Origin of the sequence: Enterococcus sp. DIV0682 (assembly GCF_051712685.1) — a bacterium.
GTDB classification, from domain to species: Bacteria; Bacillota; Bacilli; order Lactobacillales; family Enterococcaceae; genus Enterococcus; species Enterococcus faecalis.
Genome location: NZ_JBIOPK010000001.1, coordinates 2,686,985 through 2,704,373 on the forward strand (window position 1 = coordinate 2,686,985; position 17,389 = coordinate 2,704,373).

Below are 17,389 nucleotides of genomic sequence, written 5' to 3' on the forward strand. Positions count from 1 at the left end.
TTTTCCTCCAATAAAATATTTTCTCTAAAAAATGATTTTCATGCCAATTATAGCATACACTCTGCCCTACTTTAAACATTTAAAAAAAAATTATTTGATTCTACAATATATTCCAATGTCCAATCAAAACCTCCAGTGTGAACTGGAGGTTTGTTCTGCGGCTGTAAGCCTCTATTACCGGTCAGAGCCTGAAAGGCTCACTGAAGAAAAGGTCTCCCACCTGCACCACATTTACTTACGACTCCTTAAAGGAGCTCTTTTCTACTTCTTCCGATTTTCTTTTCCTGTAAACGGATCAACCTCTTCAAATAAGGTTAGTTGATCTGCTACTAAATCCTCTTGAAGTTGATTACGAATATATTCTTCTATCTGCTTCTTATTTCTTCCTACCGTATCCACATAGTAGGTGCGGCACCAAAACTTTCGATTGTCGTAGCGATACCACAATTACAAAAACTTATGTAAACACACCAAACGTCATAAAAATGCCCGTTGGTGAAATTACTTATCATAAACTAGCTCAAAATAGCACTGTCCTAAATGGCGTCAATAGTGGTGTCAACAATGAAAAAAGACGTTTCACAAATTAAATTGTGAAACGCCTTGAACGTTGATATATAAGTAATATTAACGTTTTGAGAACTATGAAGCTTTACGAGCTTTCTTAAGACCTGGTTGGCTGTTCCTGAATTTTGTAGAGTTGAAAAACACTGCATTATCGGGATTTTCAGCAAACTTTTAAGGAAAATAGTTTCACTAAATTTCATTAAATTTTAGATACTCGTTACCAATATTCGTAACCAAAATAAATTAATTGCACATCAGAGAACACTATTCAAACTTATATTGTATAGTCCATCTTCAAAACACTCTTTAAAGTCTCAAAAATATTCTTATGGATAATGCTCTAAAGCAAATTAATCAGATTTTTTCATAAATAGTTCTAGTTGCTTTGTTAATATTAGAACCTGATTTTCCAAAATAGTAATTCTACTCAGCGCCTTGTCTAACTCAATTTTCAAATTGGAAGGATGCTCTAATTCAAGAATTTCAGATGTTCTTTTTCCCGAATATAGCTTAGGTAAACCTGATTGTTCGTATAGCTTAATTAAAATAGGGATTTTCATGGTATCCATTGTCACCTGAGTATTTACATAGAATTCCCCATTCTCATCTACCCTTTTTGTCTCTAAAATCTCCATTCCTTCCAATGCGTTTGCTCCAACAACATAACCACGATTTGTTTTTTCAATCATATCATTTTCTCTTAGCCAGCCATAAAAAGTATTTTGGTTCAGCTCATATTCTTTTTTTATTTCATGTAGCTTCATTTTATGTCTTCCATATTTAATAATGAAACACAGGAGTTACAACTTTTAGATTCAATATACTTTTAAACACCATTTTTTTCTTACTTGTTCTATTTATATATTTGAAAAATTTAACATTTCGTTCATTCTATTTCTAATATGCCATTGAATCTAGCCAAGGATGAAGTTGATTTATCGAAATTTATTTGTTTCGAAAAACAAGAAATAATTCCTTCATTTAATTTTTTATGAATTTTGATCAATTCTGAAACAAATTTAGAATCCTCTGTATTAATCAACTGATATAAATAAGAATTATCATATGCTATTGAAATATTCCTACCATGTACATCTGTTGAATACTCTCCAAAAAATGATGTTATAGTTTCATAAAAATCTTTATATCTAGCATTGACACCTTTTTTTTGAAGTTCTTCCTTAATTTGTTTCATATTCATTTTTTTAATATCATTCACTTCACTAAAATACGTAAGGGTTATTTTAGCTGTACATTCAGCCAATGTTCTTGTTAAAATCCTATTAACATATATATCCTTCAAAGGCAGATGATACAGTATTCTTAAAATAATGTTCATAAAATCATTATAGAATTGTTTTCGCTCATCAGTTATTTCTAAATCATACTGACTTGCAAAATCAATCAATAACATATCCTGATAGAGAAACTTATGAACTTTTTCAAGCCCTTGTTCGTGCAATATACTAGACTTAGGAAAAGAATCTGAAATGAATTTTTTATACTTTATAAATTCTTGTTCGTACAAATTTATTCACCTCGCTCAAATTGATTAAAAAGTTCATCCGTATAGTTTTTACGCTTCTTTATAGAAGAATGATCCTTTTTAATAGAATCTAGACGACTATTTTCAATTATTTCATTCTCTATCAATTTTTTTATTTCTAAAATCATGTTGTATATTAAAAATTTTTCTGCCTTAATTAGACTTCGTATTATCTTAGAAAGCAATATTGTTCTACTTGCAAAAAGATAATCTTTATATTCTGAAAAAGAATCGTCACATTTAATTAAGAACTCTCTTATGTTGGAGTTTCTCTTGAACAGCTTCGTATCTAAAATCACATAAGGTAATATAGAAAATAGCTCTGAACGCATATATTCTTCGCTCTTATTCTTTTTAATTGCGCCTAATTTTTCAAGTACAATTTGTTCTTGTACATCATTCATTTTCACCAACTCCCTCCAATGTTCTCAAGCTTTCACATTTATCAGTAATTTCATTAACTATCTCTCTCAAATTTTCGTAAGATATACTGCTGTTAGAATCCACAATAAAATAATCTATTTGTTTAGGCATCTGAGTATTCTTAATAAAATAATTATTAAAAAAAGAAACATTTTTAGCAGCTAATTTTTTACTTTGCTTGATGTCTTCCATTTGATTAGCCATACCTGTAGATAAACTTCCTTCTCTAGGTATATTAGTAAATACCACTCCTAGATGATAAATCTCTCTCAATTTAAATCTATCTCTATGAATTTTTTTTAATCTATCAACAACTTGATGCAACAAATCGATTCCCAAGATAGAGTACGAATCAGGATGGATTGGGGATATATAAAAATCGCTTGCCAATAATGCACTTGTAGTATAGAACGAATATGTTGGTGGACAATCCATCAAAATATAGTCGTATTTATCACATAAATTAAAATCTTCGATAAAATTTTTTAGCGCATTTTCACTCTCAGAACCTCCACCACTGCGTTCAAGAAACACTGTATTAAGATCACCAGGAATAATAGAAAGATTTCCCTCTTGATCTAGGTCTAATACTACCTCCTCAATCTTTGTTTCTTCAACTACTGTTTTTTTAGGTTGAAATACATTGCTAATTGTCGCTTCACAAACACTATATTGTTTATTTTCTTCCATGAGACTTTCATATGAATGCCTTATCTTATATTTTTTGAACAACGATTGCGTAAGATTAGCTTGAGGGTCTACGTCAACTAACAGTACCTTTTTTTTATTTACCTTTGACAGAAAATATCCAACCTCTTTGCATAAAGTAGTTTTACCAACCCCACCTTTCATGTTTAAAAAAGAAATAACCTCGCCCATCTCTATTACCTCCTAGCCCAATATTATTTTCTATAACTTATCTAACCTTCGTCCTATCAAGCAAATAATCAACACTAACATCAAAATAATCAGCTATCTTAATCAATGTACTAGCCGTCCACTCAATCTTCCCAGTTTCATATTGAGAATAAGTATTCTGAGAAACATTTAATAGCTCAGCCATTTGCTGTTGTGTTACGTCATTATCTTCTCTTATGGAACGAATATTCCTATATTTCATCTTCATCACCTATACTTATTATAGATATCTGTAATAAAGATATTGCTTTTTATCTTTAATACAGATAAAATTAAAGTGTTCCACAATTAGAAAGGAGAGATGAACATGGAAAAAACCGCACAAAGAAATCCTATTTACCAAAAATAAGCAACCCATTAAGGAAATTACGTACCAAGACATGTATCTGTTAAACGATACCCTCGACCAAATTCAATCATGGGTAGAGATGCTATCTGTATTGAATAATTTTTTCAGCATTAGAAAACTTCCACTAAACAAGAAGAAGATTGTTCGGGAATATCATGCCAGCTCGTATGTGTTCAATGCTTTCTATCAAGATTTTTTAACAAGCACAACCACGTTGGAACAACAAATTGAGGAATTGAAAAACAGACCCAAAGTTACACGTCAAAAACCCGTTGCTATTTTGCTAGATTCAGAGGGGCACGAGCAGTATTTTGTAGCAACCGATTCAATTGCTACAGCAAACGGTGGGCATGTTACGATAAATCTCTCCGAGAACTAGAAAAGATTGCTATTTTGTGAGTTCCTCGGGGCACAGACAAAACCACATGCCCAACAAAAGAAGTCAACAGCGCTTTTTTGCTGTTGACTTCTTTTATAGTGTTTTACGGATAGAACAACACTATTTTTTTAGATTTTGTATTTCCTTCTGCACTTCTTCATTGAATATTTCTAAACTATCTTCTTGTGTCGCTTCAATCTGATAGAGATCATTTGCTTTATTGTATCTGTAAGTTTGAATAACTTCTACTAGCTTCTCTTCATCAATTCCGTAGTAAATAATTGTTGAATTTTCTAACGTTAGCCCGATGGTGCCAAAATTAGCCGTAAATACAGGATGTTCTCCTTTTTTTCCCAAGAACTCCGGAAAAGAGAAATACAATTTTTTATTTTTTTCGTTTGGGGCAAATGGTGTAATGTGCATTGTATTTTTTTCTACATCTGCATACACATAGTACATAATTTCCAATTGACTAAAGTTGTCACTTTGCTCGATAAAGTCATTTTTATAACTTCCTGCATAGAGATTAGGCATCCCTAGCATAGAGGTATAAACAAATTCACCAACTGCTTTCCCATATGTGCCATTTTCTATAAAGTATTTTGCTACGCCCAACCACATAAGATCATCATAGGAACGCTTTTCCTCTGGTATAGATTCAAAAATTTCATACAAAATACTGTCGCTTAGTTTTACACCTAGATTCATCTCAATCAAATCATATAAATATTCATCTGCTCTGCCGTATAATACTTGGTCGGGCATCATATTTCCTAACAGAGCAATTTTTTCTAACTTATCTTTCTTAGGTAAGCTAACCCCTTTTTCCCAATTATTGACAGAACTTCTAGGCGAATCACCTAACAACTTACCAAACTCATCCATACTATATCCTAAATTTGTCCTAATTTCTCGAATACGTTCGCCAACTTTTTTCTTATTTGGTTTCATATTTCTTTATCTCCCCAATGTTTTTCGGCTTATTCTCTTCAAAATCATCATATCAGATAATCAATCTAATGTAAAATAGATTCGTACTATTTTTTGCACTAAAACACTTGACAAGGATTTTTCATTCGGTTATACTACATCTGTACTAAAATACGTACTAAAAAAACAGGAAGCAGGAACTCAACATGGCAGTAAAAATTAACGATTTAACCTTACCAAAAGAAAAGCTAGAAACAGAGTATCAAGTAGTTCAAGTCTCACGGTGGCAAAAAGATGGTGAAGTATTAGGATGGACATATGAATGCGTCCTTCCAAAGCTCCGATTTGAAAAAGTCAGCGTCAAAGTGAAAAGCGAAACTCCTGTAATCACTAAAGAAACACTGGATGAACAAGGAATGGCAATCATTCGATTTGACAACCTCGTGATTACACCATGGGGGCGTGTGAATGGGCAATTTGTTAGCTATGGATTAGCTGCTGTTGCCAACAAAGCTACCCTTGTTCCAAACAAATGACCGAATATTTCACCGCTCATGACGTGCTAGAAAAAGTAGAGGGATTAAATTCCCTCTCTACTTTAAACAAGTAGGCAAACTTTATCCAAAAAGAATGCAACTACCAATTTCACTATGATTACATTCAGCTTTCTAGTCACACAAGAACAAAAAGAACAATTAATCACCGTAAAACTAGAATGTTCACCATGGAAGAAATTCAAAAGTTTCAAGACGTAATTAAGTTAATTCCAACACTTGGTAGAGACACTTCTTTACGGAAACAATTTGATAATCACTATTATTTAGATACCTTGAAACATAGTGAATTAATGACTGAAATCATCAATCAAATTGAAATTAACTTAGCAAATAGAGATGAACTGTTCCAAGCATTAACGAAGAAGTATCAGCATCTACAAAGAAATTACCAAACATTGGAACAACGCTTCACTCAACTTGAAGAAACACTCACCACACAAGAGCGGACTTCCAGCGGGTGGTTTCGACGGAAGCGGTAGAGCCATCAAAGCTCACACCGCTTTCCGCTCGAAAATCAAGCACACGATGGATGATGGCTCTGGAAGAAAGGCGCAGACTTTCTTCCTACTTAACTTGATTTATAGAACACTATCTGGCGAAAAGTCAGAAACTTTTGAATCTGTTCCTTGACAACTGAATAATCAGTAAAAACACTCAATTTCTGTAGTAGGGGTGATGAAGATTGTCCTATGGATACAATCAAAAAATCATTGAAACTCCTACGTACATTGAAATTTGGGAATATGAACAACCAATACTACTAAAAAGAAAATACGATAATGAAAAGAAAGAAAAACCTGATTGGCTAAAAAATACAAAACAGACATTTGATAATTTAACCGCACGAGGGCAATATGACAGCTTAAAACGAAAACAAACACATTATAAAAATCAGCGCTTTGTCGTTGCTCGACTAATTGATACGAATTTTGATAACCAGACGAAATTTTTAACTTTAACCTTTAAAGAAAACATAACAGATATAGCTTATACAAATAGTGAGTTCAAAAAATTTATAAAACGACTAAACTACCATTTATATAATACGAAAAAATCCCAAATTAAATACCTCGCTACGTGGGAGAAACAAAAGTGTGGCGCTATTCATTACCACATTGTCTTATTCGGTTTGCCTTACTTACCCCATTCAGAGCTTACCGAAATTTGGGGTCATGGATTAATCAAAATTAACCGAATTGATGTAGATAGCGCTGAAAACAGAGGTCGCTACGTCAGCAAGTATTTCGATAAGGATTTAGAACTAAAGGAGCATAAGAAAAAAGCTTTCTTTAAATCTCAAAATCTAAAGCAACCAATCGAAATAAAAAGACTGACCAATCAGCCTTATGAGATAAAAGACCAAGAAGTCTTATTTACCAACAATTATGTAAGTAAACAACCTATCTTCTTTCAATCATGGGATGAGCAAGGTATTCCAAACAAGGAAATAGGCTTTGAAGAACAAAATATTCGTTACACAAAAATCAAAAAAAATGGAGGAAATCATAAATGAACGAACTCACTATTTTACTGTCCGACGCTCAAAAACAAGGGTTACAGGAAACCATACACCAGTTATTAAAGACTGAAATTACACACTTTGAAGATGAGTTAGGATTAAACAAGCGTTACATCAAAAAGTGTCAATTGTGCCAATATCTTAATCTGTCCAACAATACCATTGATAAATTAATTACAGAAGGACTACCCAAAATTAACATTAGCGGTGTGGTCCTTTACGATAAATTAGAAATTGATAGCTGGTTAAAAAATTATGTTCAACCAGCTTAAACCATGCTACACTCAAAAAATAGTGTTCTCATATTCTGATGTGCAAAAGAAAGTGAGAAGATAACATGGCTATACAGGAAATGGATAATGGAAAATACAAAGTTAATGTCTACATGGGAGCAGGCTTTTCAAGGTTTGTTTCCTATGCAGATACTAAAAATGAAGCTTTAATTATGGAACAGGAAGCAAAACTTCAAAAACTAAAAGGAGAAGTGAAAAAGAAAAAAGGTGATTACACTTTTGAAGAAGTTTATAAAATTTGGTGGCAGAAAAAATATATCGTAACTAAGCACCATGAACAAAGTACACTCGATCGGACAGAAAGCATTTTCCGTCTTCACATCCTTCCATATCTAGGAACTAAAAAAATAAAAGCTGTTTCTTTCGATATCCTAGAAAGCATTCAAATCCTATGGGCTTTTGGTGATAAAGAGAAAAAAATTAAGCCTTATACTAATTTCAAATTTTGTGTCTCTTACACAAAGCAAGTAATGAAATATGCGTTACTAAAAGGATATATTTCTAGCAATCCTTACGATCTACTTGAAATGCCTGTAAATGAAGCTCTTAAACGGAAAAAGGAAAATAAAAGACAACAAAAATATTATTCTGTTGAAACTGTTCAACAATCACTAGAACTAATGAAAAAGGAACATGGCTTCCAAAATTACGTTCTGTTAGCCTTGACCTACTATCTCGGTGCAACAAAAGGAGAAATTTATCCTCTTGTGTGGGCTGACATCGACTTCAAGAAACAGCTAATCTCTTTATCTCACAAGTTAGTAAAGAATCCAGAAACTAAGCGATATGAGCGTGTGAGAGGCATGAAAAATGGCTATCGTTTTCGTGACGTTCCGATTAATGAAACCATCGTAAATTTATTGAGGGAATGGAAACAAAAACAGGCTGTTGAGTTAAAACAATTGAATATCAAACAAACGCAACAGCAATTTTTATTCACTTATGTAAATCAAAAGGGTGACGTTAATCAACCGCTTCACACAGATTGGTTAAACAACAAATTGAATCAGTTAGAGAAAAAATATAGCCTTCCGCATATCATTCCTCATGGTTTAAGACATACTTTTGTATCAGATTTACTAAATCAAGGAATCGATGGCTTAATTATCAAATCTCTCGTGGGTCATGCAGAAACTTCAAATATGATTCGAGACGTTTACGGACACACGAACGACCAGACAAAAATAGACACGCTTAAACTCTTAGAAGAATACAGAAATGCCAATCAAAATGAATAGCTGGTTACGAGGTACGAAAAAAGTCGTCACCAAACTCGTTACCAAACAAAAAAAGACACTCTCCAAATGAATGGAAAGTGCCCTGAAATCCTTGATATAAAAAGGATTAACGTTTTGAGAACTGTGAAGCTTTACGAGCTTTCTTAAGACCTGGTTTTTTACGTTCAACCATACGTGCGTCACGAGTAAGTAACCCAGCGCGTTTTAAAGCAGAACGGAAGTCAGGATCTACTTGTAACAATGCACGAGCGATTCCGTGACGGATAGCTCCTGATTGTCCAGCATAGCCACCACCGTTTACGTTTACGATTACATCGTAAGCGCCTTTTGTTTCAGTTACGCCAAATGGTTGGTTGATAACTTCACGCAAGTCAGCATGTGGAATATATTCTTCTACGTCTTTTTTGTTTACAGTAATTTTACCAGTACCTGGTACTAAGCGTACGCGGGCAACTGCATTTTTACGACGGCCTGTGCCGCTATATTGTACTTGTGCCAATGAATTTCCCTCCTTAAATTAAGTTCGTGATATCTAATACTTCTGGTTGTTGTGCAGCATGTGGATGCTCAGCTCCACCGTATACGTTCAATTTAGTAAATTGTTTACGTCCTAAAGTGTTTTTAGGTAGCATACCTTTTACAGAAGTTTCGATAAGACGGCGAGAGTTTTTGTCGCGTAATTCACCAGCAGTCACTGATTTTAATCCTCCAGGATACATTGAGTGACGGTAGTAAATTTTGTCTGTAGCTTTTTTACCTGTTAATTTTACTTTATCAGCGTTAATTACGATTACGAAATCTCCAGTATCCACATGTGGTGTGAATGTTGGTTTATTTTTACCACGTAGTACAGAAGCAACAACTGCTGATAGACGTCCTAAAGGAACATCTGTTGCATCTACTACGTACCATTTACGTTCTACTTCGCCAGCTTTGGCCATATATGTTGTACGCACGTTTCTTTCCTCCAATTTTGTTTTCGATGTTTGACATACACTTGAGTTTCCGGGGCTCATTGTGGGGCAAACAATACCATTTAATATTTTACCTTCAATCACTGATAAAGTCAATGTTTTTCTGCGCTTTCAGAAAATAGATTTTCACTTATTTTTTCGTGCCTTTTAAACAGAAAAAAACCGCCAACGTCAACGTCAGCGGCTTTGGGAGTTGTTTTAAATTATGCGTCAATACCAGGCGCTTTGCCAAGTTTGGCTTGTAACATCCAAATATTTTTTTCGATGTCTGTTTTGTTTGCGATGAAAATGTCTTGTGTGCAGTCGTCGCCTTCTTCACCAGAAACTTCGATTCCTTTTGCGTAAAGGTCTGCTAAATAACGGTAGCCTGCTACTAATTTTTCCATACGTTCTGGAATGGTGCGGTCCCAGTTACCAATTTCATCTTCAATTTTTGTATTTTCTGCGAATTCACGCAATGTTGAGAATGGAGAGCCGTCCAATGTGATTAAACGTTCTGAAACAACATCTAATTGCTCATTGATTTGATCCATGTATTCATCCATTTGTGGGTGAAGTGTTAAAAATTCAGGTCCACGCATATACCAATGTGTTTGATGAATTACCACGGAAAATTGGCTTAAATCTGCAACGAGTTGGTTCAAAATTTCTTTTGTTTTTTCAAATTTCATTCTTTGTCATCCTCCTAAATATTATTTCTACACTCTTAGTGTAATATGAATTGTGAAAAAAGTACACTGAAAACCTTTCTTTTTTAAAATTATTATCAAATTATAATAATTACAATTAAGAATCTAATTAATTTCCTGAAATCGCTGTTCTTTCATCCGCAGTGACGACTTTTTGTTCCGCTTGAGTGAGGATTGTGTCGAGTGCCTCTGTCAACTGGTCAGTATCTTCTTTTCCTGTGACGAAAGCTAAAAAAAACTGATTCAGTCTCAGCTGCTCCGCTGCCGGCAAGTACCATTGTCCTTCTACTTGCTTAACCGTTAATGGCAGTTCAACTGGCTCATAGCTGACATTGATTTGTTGGATTTCTTTTTTTAAAACGGCTAACGTGTGCTGCATGTCTAGCGCTTGTGTCGCCTGTTGCGTTTGCTGAAGAAGAGCAGTGGTTGTATCTTCAATCGCCGTCACAAAATCTAAGCCCTTAATCTGAAAAGTGATTGTCGCTTGCCCATTCAATTCTTTTGTGGCTACTAGTTGATATGACGCTTTTTTCTTCACTTGAGCCAGTAATTCTGCGCTAAGCTTCTGGGCTTCAGTTTCGGTGACTTCAGCGTTCATTTCTTTTAAGCTATTGAAAAATTGTTTCTGGAACTGTTGACGGCTCGTCTGCAAATGCTCCACCAAGACTTTCGGTTCACGAAAAGTTTGAGAGAATGTCGCTGGCTTTTCTTGATAAATAAAGTAATCTACCAACTGTTGCGCTGCTTTTTCGCCGGAACGAGACGGTGCACTGCAGCTTGCTAACGCCCCAATGAATAACAGAAATAGTGGTAGTAGCTGTTTCTTCATTCCTCATCCTCATTTCCTCAAGTCTTCGTCTCTCTTCTAGTTAAGCAACTTCTCAGCCATTTGTCAAAGCTATTTACTATCAATTATTTGCGGAATTCTGCTAATTTTTGATAACTTTGTGCTAAAACTTGTTGGGTTTCTTGAAAAACAGGATACAGTTCTTGATAAACTAGCAATTGATCCGCCCGTGGCGTGACCGTTTCATGAATCAGCACCTGTTGCGCCGCTGCTTGTAAATTTGGTAACTGCCCTAAGCCTTGCCAACCTAGCAAAACAGCGCCTAATGCCGAAGCTTCGGTGCTATCAGTGAACGATAACGTTTCTCCCAGCACATCAGCCATGATTTGACGGAACACAGGGGAATCAGCAAAGCCGCCTGTCGCTCGAATCTCCTGAACGGGTCCACCGAGTTGTTTCAAATCTTCTAAAATGGTTTTTAAATTGAAACAGATGCCTTCCACCACCGCTCGAGCTAAATGTCCGGCATGGTGATTTTTGCGCAAGCCAATAAAACTTGCGCTCGCCTCTGCATTCCACAGCGGTGCTCGTTCACCTAGCAAATAAGGATGAAACAGTAAGCCATTTGCCCCGGCTGGCACAGTTGCAATTTTGGCCATAATTGGGTCATAGAGATCGGTCCCGTTTTGGATAGCTTGCTGACGTTCTTCTGCAAAAATCGTTTGGCTCGCCCAATCTAACGCAACTGCACCATTACTACTTGCGCCACCAATCACCCAGTGCTGTTCATCTAGAGCAAAACAAAACGTTTCACCTTGCGGATGCAAAAAAGGTTCCTCGACAATATACCGAAGTGCGCCGCTCGTACCAACGGTCAAAGTCGCTACACCCATTCCTAGCGCTCCCAAACCTAAATTAGACAATGGACCATCCGCGCCACCAAGAACTAAAACCGTTTCCTCCTCAACACCAAGCATCTCTTGCCAAGAAGGCGCTAACGCTGGAAAAATGAACGTTGACGGGGCAACTTTTGGCAACTGTTCCTCCTCAATAGATAAATACGCTAAAATCGACGATTCCCATTGCCGTGTGTGAATATTAAATAAACCCATTCCTGAAGCACTACTATAATCTGTCCAGTATTCGCCAAAGAAACGGTAAAAAATGTAATCCTTAATCCCAATAAACTTGGCCGCGCTCTGCGCAACGGCTGGCTGATTTTCCTGCAGCCAGCGAATCTTGTACAAAGGCGCCATTGGATGAACTGGCATGCCTGTCAATTGATAAAACAATTGGGCCGCTGGCGTTTCTTTTAACGCTTCCGCATAATCAGATGCTCGTGTATCAGCCCAAGTAATCACTTGGGTCAATGGGCGTCCTTGCGCATCCATGGCAATTAAGCCATGCATCGCTGAAGCAAAAGAAATGAGCCCAATTGGTTGATTCTTCACTTGCTGTGTGACGGTTCGAATACAGTTCACCACAGCTTGGAACAGCGTTTCTGGGTCTTGCTCCGCCATTCCTTCAGTCTCTTGAATTAATGGATAACGCACATAGCTAGAAGCTACGACTGTGCCATTTGCTTGAAAAGCCACTGCTTTGGCTTGCGTAGTGCCAACGTCGACACCAATCGCTAATTTTTCCATTTGATTCCCTCATTTCTTGTTTCTTTTATTATTCCTAACAAAAAAAGATTTGTCTAGTCAAACGAAAAAGTTTAAAAAAAGCGTAGTTTATTTTTAAGGAGGTAACCTATGTTTTTCTTGAGTCTCTTTTTGATTGGTGCCTGTTTCGGTTCTTTTTTATGCTTAGTGGCGGAGCGCTTACCAGTAGGGCGTTCTTTGTGGTGGCCCCCTTCCCACTGTCAAGGTTGCCACCAGCCTCTACAACTCTATGAATTAATTCCAGTTGTTTCGATTTTGCTGCAGCGCTTTCGTTGTCGAAAGTGTCAACAGCCAGTAGCTAAGAGTTATCTTTTAGCAGAACTTGTCATGGGCGGGTTAACCGCAAGCTGTTTTTCAGCTGGCCTGACGATTGATGCTTTGATTCTCTGGTGGTGGCTGACGAGTGCTTTCACATTATCCTTGATTGATTACTGGTATTTAGTGGTTGAACCGAAGATTCTTTATCCTAGTTTTTTTGTGCTTTGCTTACTGAAAGTGGCGGGTCAGCATTCGTTTTACTTACTGACTGGTCTTTTTTGTTTTTGTTTTTTCCAAGCCGTCTTACATTATTTTCCGGAAGCCATGGGGCGAGGGGATCTTTTGTTACTGGGTTTGTGGGGCTGTTTTTTACAGGTACCTCAGTTGCTGATGCTACTATTTTTTGCCAGTAGTTATGGCCTAATCTATGGCTACAGCTGTAAATTTTTGGGGTATCCAGTTGAACAGACACTTCCTTTTGTCCCCTTTTTAAGTTTGGGCTTACTCACAATCAGTTGGTTATAGCAAATAAAAAAAGCCGCAAGGAGCATGCTCCTTACGGCTTTTTAGGGTTTATTTATTGATGTTTTTCATCGCATCTTCAGCAGCCATTTGTGCTTCGATGTCTGAAATACTATAAACGTTTTCGCTAGCTACGCCAACTTCTTTTGGTTCCATGTTACGGTAACGAGCCATACCAGTACCAGCTGGGATGATTTTACCAATGATAACATTTTCTTTCAATCCAAGTAATGGATCTTTTTTGCCACGGATAGCAGCATCTGTTAACACGCGTGTTGTTTCTTGGAAGGATGCAGCAGATAAGAAGCTGTTTGTTTCCAATGACGCTTTGGTAATACCAAGTAAAACTGGACGACTAGTAGCAGGGACGCCACCAGCAACTAATGTGTCGTAGTTACGGTCTTTAAATTCTGCGATGTCCATTAATGTTCCTGGAAGGATTTCAGTGTCACCTGGATCCATTACGCGGATTTTACGTAACATTTGACGAACCATTACTTCGATATGTTTATCGCCGATTTCTACCCCTTGCATACGGTAAACACGTTGTACTTCACGTAATAGATAGTTTTCAACAGATAAAACATCACGAACTTGTAATAATTGTTTTGGATCAATTGAACCTTCTGTCAACGGTGCACCACGGTGGATGATGTCGCCTTCAGCAACTTTCATACGTGCAGTGTAAGGGACAGTATAGGTACGTGTATCTGTTTTTCCTTTGATGGTTACTTCTTTTTGACGTGTGGCAGGATCTTCAGAAATATCGATAACTTCACCGGTTACTTCTGTAATCACTGCTTGCCCTTTCGGATTACGTGCTTCAAAGATTTCTTGGATACGAGGTAAACCTTGAGTGATATCGTCACCGGCAACCCCACCGGTATGGAACGTACGCATGGTTAACTGTGTACCAGGTTCCCCGATTGATTGAGCGGCGATTGTACCAACTGCTTCTCCGACTTCAACGTCAGAACCAGTTGCCAAGTTACGTCCGTAACAGTGCTTACATACACCATGTTTTGTGTTACATGTAAAGACAGAACGGATGGTTACTTTTTCAATACCAGCGTCCACGATTTCTCTGGCAAGATCTTCAGTGATTAATTGATCCGCACCAATGATGATTGCACCAGTTTCTGGATGAACAACTGATTTACGTGTATAACGACCTAATAGACGTTCGTCTAATGGTTCGATAATTTCATTACCTTCACGAATTGCTTCGATTTCAAGACCACGGTCAGTGCCACAGTCGTCTTCACGAATGATTACGTCTTGGGCAACGTCAACTAAACGACGTGTTAAGTAACCTGAATCGGCTGTCTTCAAGGCAGTATCGGTCATCCCTTTACGAGCCCCGTGAGTTGAGATAAACATTTCTAAGACAGAAAGTCCTTCACGGAAGTTTGAGATGATTGGTAATTCCATGATTCGTCCATTCGGAGCGGCCATCAAACCACGCATACCAGCTAACTGTGTAAAGTTGGAGATGTTACCACGGGCTCCAGAGTCAGACATCATGAAGATTGGGTTACGAGCTTCCATACTTTCGATCAGTTTTTGTTGGATTTCGTCTTTGGCACCGTTCCAAACGCCGATTACACGTTCATAACGTTCGTCATCAGTAATTAAACCACGACGGAATTGTTTAGTAATTGTTTCAACTTGTTTGTGGGCAGCATCAATGATTGCTTGTTTTTCATGAAGAACCATGATATCGGCAATCCCTACCGTCATCCCAGCATAAGTTGAGTGTTTGTAACCTAAGTCTTTCATGCGGTCAAGCATTTTAGAGGTTTCCGTAATGTGGAATCTCTTGAAGACTTCAGCAATGATATTTCCAAGATTTTTCTTCTTGAATGGTAAAACTAATTCTTGCTCTTTAATGTGTGCAGGAATGTCTGTACCAGCTTCTACGAAGTATTTATCTGGTGTTTGAACAGTTAAGTTATAGTCTGTTGGTTCGTTCAAGTAAGGGAACTCAACAGGCATGATTTCGTTAAAGATGATCTTACCAACTGTGGTGATTAAGATTCGTTCTTTTTGCCAATCAGTAAATGGTTTGTCACCTAAAAGTGTTGTTTGAACCCCAATCCGTGAGTGTAAATGCACGTAACCATTTTGCCATGCTAAAACAGCTTCGTTCATGTCGCGGAAGATCATGCCTTCCCCTTCACGGCCTTCTTCTTCCATTGTTAGGTAGTAGTTACCTAAGACCATATCTTGAGATGGTGTAACAACTGGTTTACCATCTTTCGGGTTCAAGATATTTTGGGCAGCAAGCATTAACATACGAGCTTCTGCTTGTGCTTCTTCGTTTAGAGGCACGTGAACCGCCATTTGGTCTCCATCGAAATCGGCATTGTAGGCTTCACACACTAATGGGTGAAGACGGATCGCACGACCTTCAACAAGAACAGGTTCGAAAGCTTGGATCCCTAATCTATGCAACGTAGGTGCCCGGTTAAGTAAAACTGGGTGTTCTTGGATAACTTCTTCTAAGATATCCCAAACTTCATCTTCGCCACGTTCGATTTTACGTTTCGCATTTTTAATGTTTGTCGCAATTTCACGTTGTACTAATTCACGCATTACGAATGGTTTGAATAATTCAATCGCCATTTCTTTTGGTAAACCACATTGGTACATTTTTAAGAACGGACCAACGACGATTACGGAACGACCAGAATAGTCAACACGTTTACCTAGTAAGTTTTGACGGAAACGACCTTGTTTCCCTTTCAACATGTGAGAAAGAGATTTCAATGGACGGTTACCTGGTCCAGTAACTGGACGGCCACGACGACCATTATCGATTAAAGCATCGACCGCTTCTTGTAACATCCGTTTTTCGTTTTGAACAATGATGCTTGGCGCATTTAAGTCTAATAAACGTTTTAGACGGTTGTTACGGTTGATAACACGGCGGTATAAGTCGTTTAAGTCACTTGTTGCAAAACGACCACCTTCCAATTGAACCATCGGACGTAAATCTGGTGGAATAACTGGGATAACATCCATTACCATCCAGCTTGGTTGGTTACCAGAGGCACGGAAGGCTTCTAAGATGTCTAAACGACGGATGGCACGTGTCCGTTTTTGACCAGAAGCTGTTTTCAATTCTTCTTTTAATTGCGCAACTTCGCCATCTAAATCGACGTTATCTAATAATTGTTTCACGGCTTCGGCACCCATAGCAGCTTTGAAGGCTTGGCCATATTGTTCACGTTTTTCACGATATTCGCGTTCCGTTAACAATTGTTTTTTCTCTAATGTTGTGTCACCTGGTTCGATGACAACGTATGAAGCAAAATAAATGACTTCTTCCAATGCACGAGGGCTCATGTCTAAAACAAGACCCATCCGAGATGGAATTCCTTTAAAATACCAGATATGTGAAACTGGTGCGGCTAATTCAATATGTCCCATACGTTCACGACGTACTTTTGAACGAGTGACTTCAACGCCACAACGGTCACAGACAATACCTTTATAACGGATACGTTTATATTTACCACAAGCACATTCCCAGTCTTTGGTTGGACCAAAAATGCGTTCACAGAATAACCCTTCACGTTCGGGTTTTAATGTACGGTAGTTAATTGTTTCGGGTTTTTTAACTTCCCCATAAGACCAGCTTCTGATCTTTTCTGGTGAAGCAAGCCCTATTTGCATACTTTCGAATTTATTTACATCGATCAAAAGGAATTCCCTCCATTTCCTTATTTAGAGAAGCTGAGTCAGCAACTTGTTAGCAAATGGCAAGCATCACT

General features: G+C 37.3%; 19 protein-coding genes and 1 pseudogene. 7 read left to right on the forward strand and 13 right to left on the reverse strand.

All coding sequences use genetic code 11. The features are described 5' to 3' along the window. Positions 1-261: 261 nt before the first annotated feature. From IGK96_RS13000 to IGK96_RS13025, 6 genes and pseudogenes are all read right to left on the reverse strand, one after another. Positions 262-447: pseudogene (locus IGK96_RS13000) on the reverse strand (IS200/IS605 family transposase); the annotation flags it as partial. A 470-nt stretch (positions 448-917) separates the two neighbouring features. Further along, positions 918-1,331 carry a hypothetical protein gene (locus IGK96_RS13005; protein WP_010713689.1) on the reverse strand — a complete coding sequence of 138 codons (414 nt, stop codon included), beginning with the start codon at positions 1,329-1,331 and terminating at the stop codon, positions 918-920. 122 nt (positions 1,332-1,453) lie between these two features. Next, positions 1,454-2,095 carry a hypothetical protein gene (locus IGK96_RS13010; RefSeq protein ID WP_010713688.1) on the reverse strand — a complete coding sequence of 214 codons (642 nt, stop codon included), beginning with the start codon at positions 2,093-2,095 and terminating at the stop codon, positions 1,454-1,456. 2 nt (positions 2,096-2,097) lie between these two features. Continuing rightward, a complete protein-coding gene (locus IGK96_RS13015) occupies positions 2,098-2,517 on the reverse strand; it encodes a hypothetical protein (RefSeq protein ID WP_010713687.1) in 420 nt (139 codons plus the stop codon). Next, positions 2,510-3,415 carry a ParA family protein gene (locus IGK96_RS13020; RefSeq protein WP_010713686.1) on the reverse strand — a complete coding sequence of 302 codons (906 nt, stop codon included), beginning with the start codon at positions 3,413-3,415 and terminating at the stop codon, positions 2,510-2,512. Before IGK96_RS13020 ends, IGK96_RS13015 begins: the two co-directional genes overlap by 8 nt. 37 nt (positions 3,416-3,452) lie before the next feature. Continuing rightward, positions 3,453-3,662, reverse strand: a complete 210-nt coding sequence (locus IGK96_RS13025; protein WP_373408812.1) for a helix-turn-helix domain-containing protein — start codon at positions 3,660-3,662, stop codon at positions 3,453-3,455. Positions 3,663-3,834: 172 nt separating this feature from the next. Between IGK96_RS13025 and IGK96_RS13030 the strand changes: the two genes are divergently transcribed. After that, the gene (locus tag IGK96_RS13030; RefSeq protein ID WP_025192090.1) at positions 3,835-4,182 is read left to right on the forward strand and encodes a hypothetical protein; all 348 of its coding nucleotides are present in this window, start codon (positions 3,835-3,837) and stop codon (positions 4,180-4,182) included. A gap of 120 nt (positions 4,183-4,302) precedes the next feature. On the opposite strand, the gene IGK96_RS13035 is transcribed toward IGK96_RS13030, so the two are convergent. Further along, entirely contained in the window at positions 4,303-5,133 is an 831-nt protein-coding gene (locus IGK96_RS13035; RefSeq protein WP_010713684.1) for a helix-turn-helix domain-containing protein, read from the reverse strand. 185 nt (positions 5,134-5,318) lie between these two features. Here IGK96_RS13035 and IGK96_RS13040 point away from each other — a divergent pair, with 185 nt between their 5' ends. The 5 genes from IGK96_RS13040 to IGK96_RS13060 all read left to right on the forward strand — a co-directional run bounded on the left by IGK96_RS13040 (position 5,319) and on the right by IGK96_RS13060 (position 8,719). After that, the gene (locus IGK96_RS13040) at positions 5,319-5,648 is read left to right on the forward strand and encodes a hypothetical protein (protein ID WP_010713683.1); all 330 of its coding nucleotides are present in this window, start codon (positions 5,319-5,321) and stop codon (positions 5,646-5,648) included. A gap of 188 nt (positions 5,649-5,836) precedes the next feature. Then, the gene (locus IGK96_RS13045; protein WP_010713682.1) at positions 5,837-6,148 is read left to right on the forward strand and encodes a hypothetical protein; all 312 of its coding nucleotides are present in this window, start codon (positions 5,837-5,839) and stop codon (positions 6,146-6,148) included. Positions 6,149-6,351: 203 nt separating this feature from the next. Beyond that, on the forward strand, positions 6,352-7,182 hold the full coding sequence (locus IGK96_RS13050) for a rolling circle replication-associated protein (RefSeq protein WP_010713681.1): 831 nt from the start codon (positions 6,352-6,354) through the stop codon (positions 7,180-7,182). Continuing rightward, positions 7,179-7,460, forward strand: coding sequence for a helix-turn-helix domain-containing protein (locus tag IGK96_RS13055; RefSeq protein ID WP_010713680.1), 282 nt, complete (start codon positions 7,179-7,181; stop codon positions 7,458-7,460). The genes IGK96_RS13050 and IGK96_RS13055 overlap by 4 nt, the downstream gene beginning before the upstream one ends. 65 nt (positions 7,461-7,525) lie before the next feature. Beyond that, positions 7,526-8,719: a tyrosine-type recombinase/integrase gene (locus IGK96_RS13060; protein WP_010713679.1), complete on the forward strand. Its 1,194-nt coding sequence runs from the start codon at positions 7,526-7,528 to the stop codon at positions 8,717-8,719. Positions 8,720-8,825: 106 nt separating this feature from the next. Here IGK96_RS13060 and rpsI read toward each other — a convergent pair whose 3' ends face one another. The 5 genes from rpsI to IGK96_RS13085 all read right to left on the reverse strand — a co-directional run bounded on the left by rpsI (position 8,826) and on the right by IGK96_RS13085 (position 12,815). Then, a complete protein-coding gene (gene rpsI / locus IGK96_RS13065) occupies positions 8,826-9,218 on the reverse strand; it encodes a 30S ribosomal protein S9 (protein ID WP_002354786.1) in 393 nt (130 codons plus the stop codon). Positions 9,219-9,231: 13 nt separating this feature from the next. Beyond that, complete coding sequence (rplM, locus tag IGK96_RS13070) at positions 9,232-9,660, reverse strand: 50S ribosomal protein L13 (protein ID WP_048670019.1); 429 nt, start codon at positions 9,658-9,660, stop codon at positions 9,232-9,234. A gap of 236 nt (positions 9,661-9,896) precedes the next feature. After that, on the reverse strand, positions 9,897-10,364 hold the full coding sequence (locus IGK96_RS13075; RefSeq protein ID WP_002354782.1) for a Dps family protein: 468 nt from the start codon (positions 10,362-10,364) through the stop codon (positions 9,897-9,899). A 127-nt stretch (positions 10,365-10,491) separates the two neighbouring features. Further along, positions 10,492-11,211 (reverse strand): DUF5105 domain-containing protein, encoded by a 720-nt coding sequence (locus tag IGK96_RS13080; RefSeq protein ID WP_010706963.1) that lies wholly within the window; start codon positions 11,209-11,211, stop codon positions 10,492-10,494. A gap of 83 nt (positions 11,212-11,294) precedes the next feature. Then, positions 11,295-12,815: a gluconokinase gene (locus tag IGK96_RS13085; protein WP_033625216.1), complete on the reverse strand. Its 1,521-nt coding sequence runs from the start codon at positions 12,813-12,815 to the stop codon at positions 11,295-11,297. 108 nt (positions 12,816-12,923) lie between these two features. Between IGK96_RS13085 and IGK96_RS13090 the strand changes: the two genes are divergently transcribed. Beyond that, on the forward strand, positions 12,924-13,616 hold the full coding sequence (locus tag IGK96_RS13090; protein ID WP_025193391.1) for a prepilin peptidase: 693 nt from the start codon (positions 12,924-12,926) through the stop codon (positions 13,614-13,616). 48 nt (positions 13,617-13,664) lie between these two features. On the opposite strand, the gene rpoC is transcribed toward IGK96_RS13090, so the two are convergent. Next, positions 13,665-17,318: a DNA-directed RNA polymerase subunit beta' gene (gene rpoC, locus IGK96_RS13095; protein WP_002354777.1), complete on the reverse strand. Its 3,654-nt coding sequence runs from the start codon at positions 17,316-17,318 to the stop codon at positions 13,665-13,667. Positions 17,319-17,389: the final 71 nt, after the last annotated feature.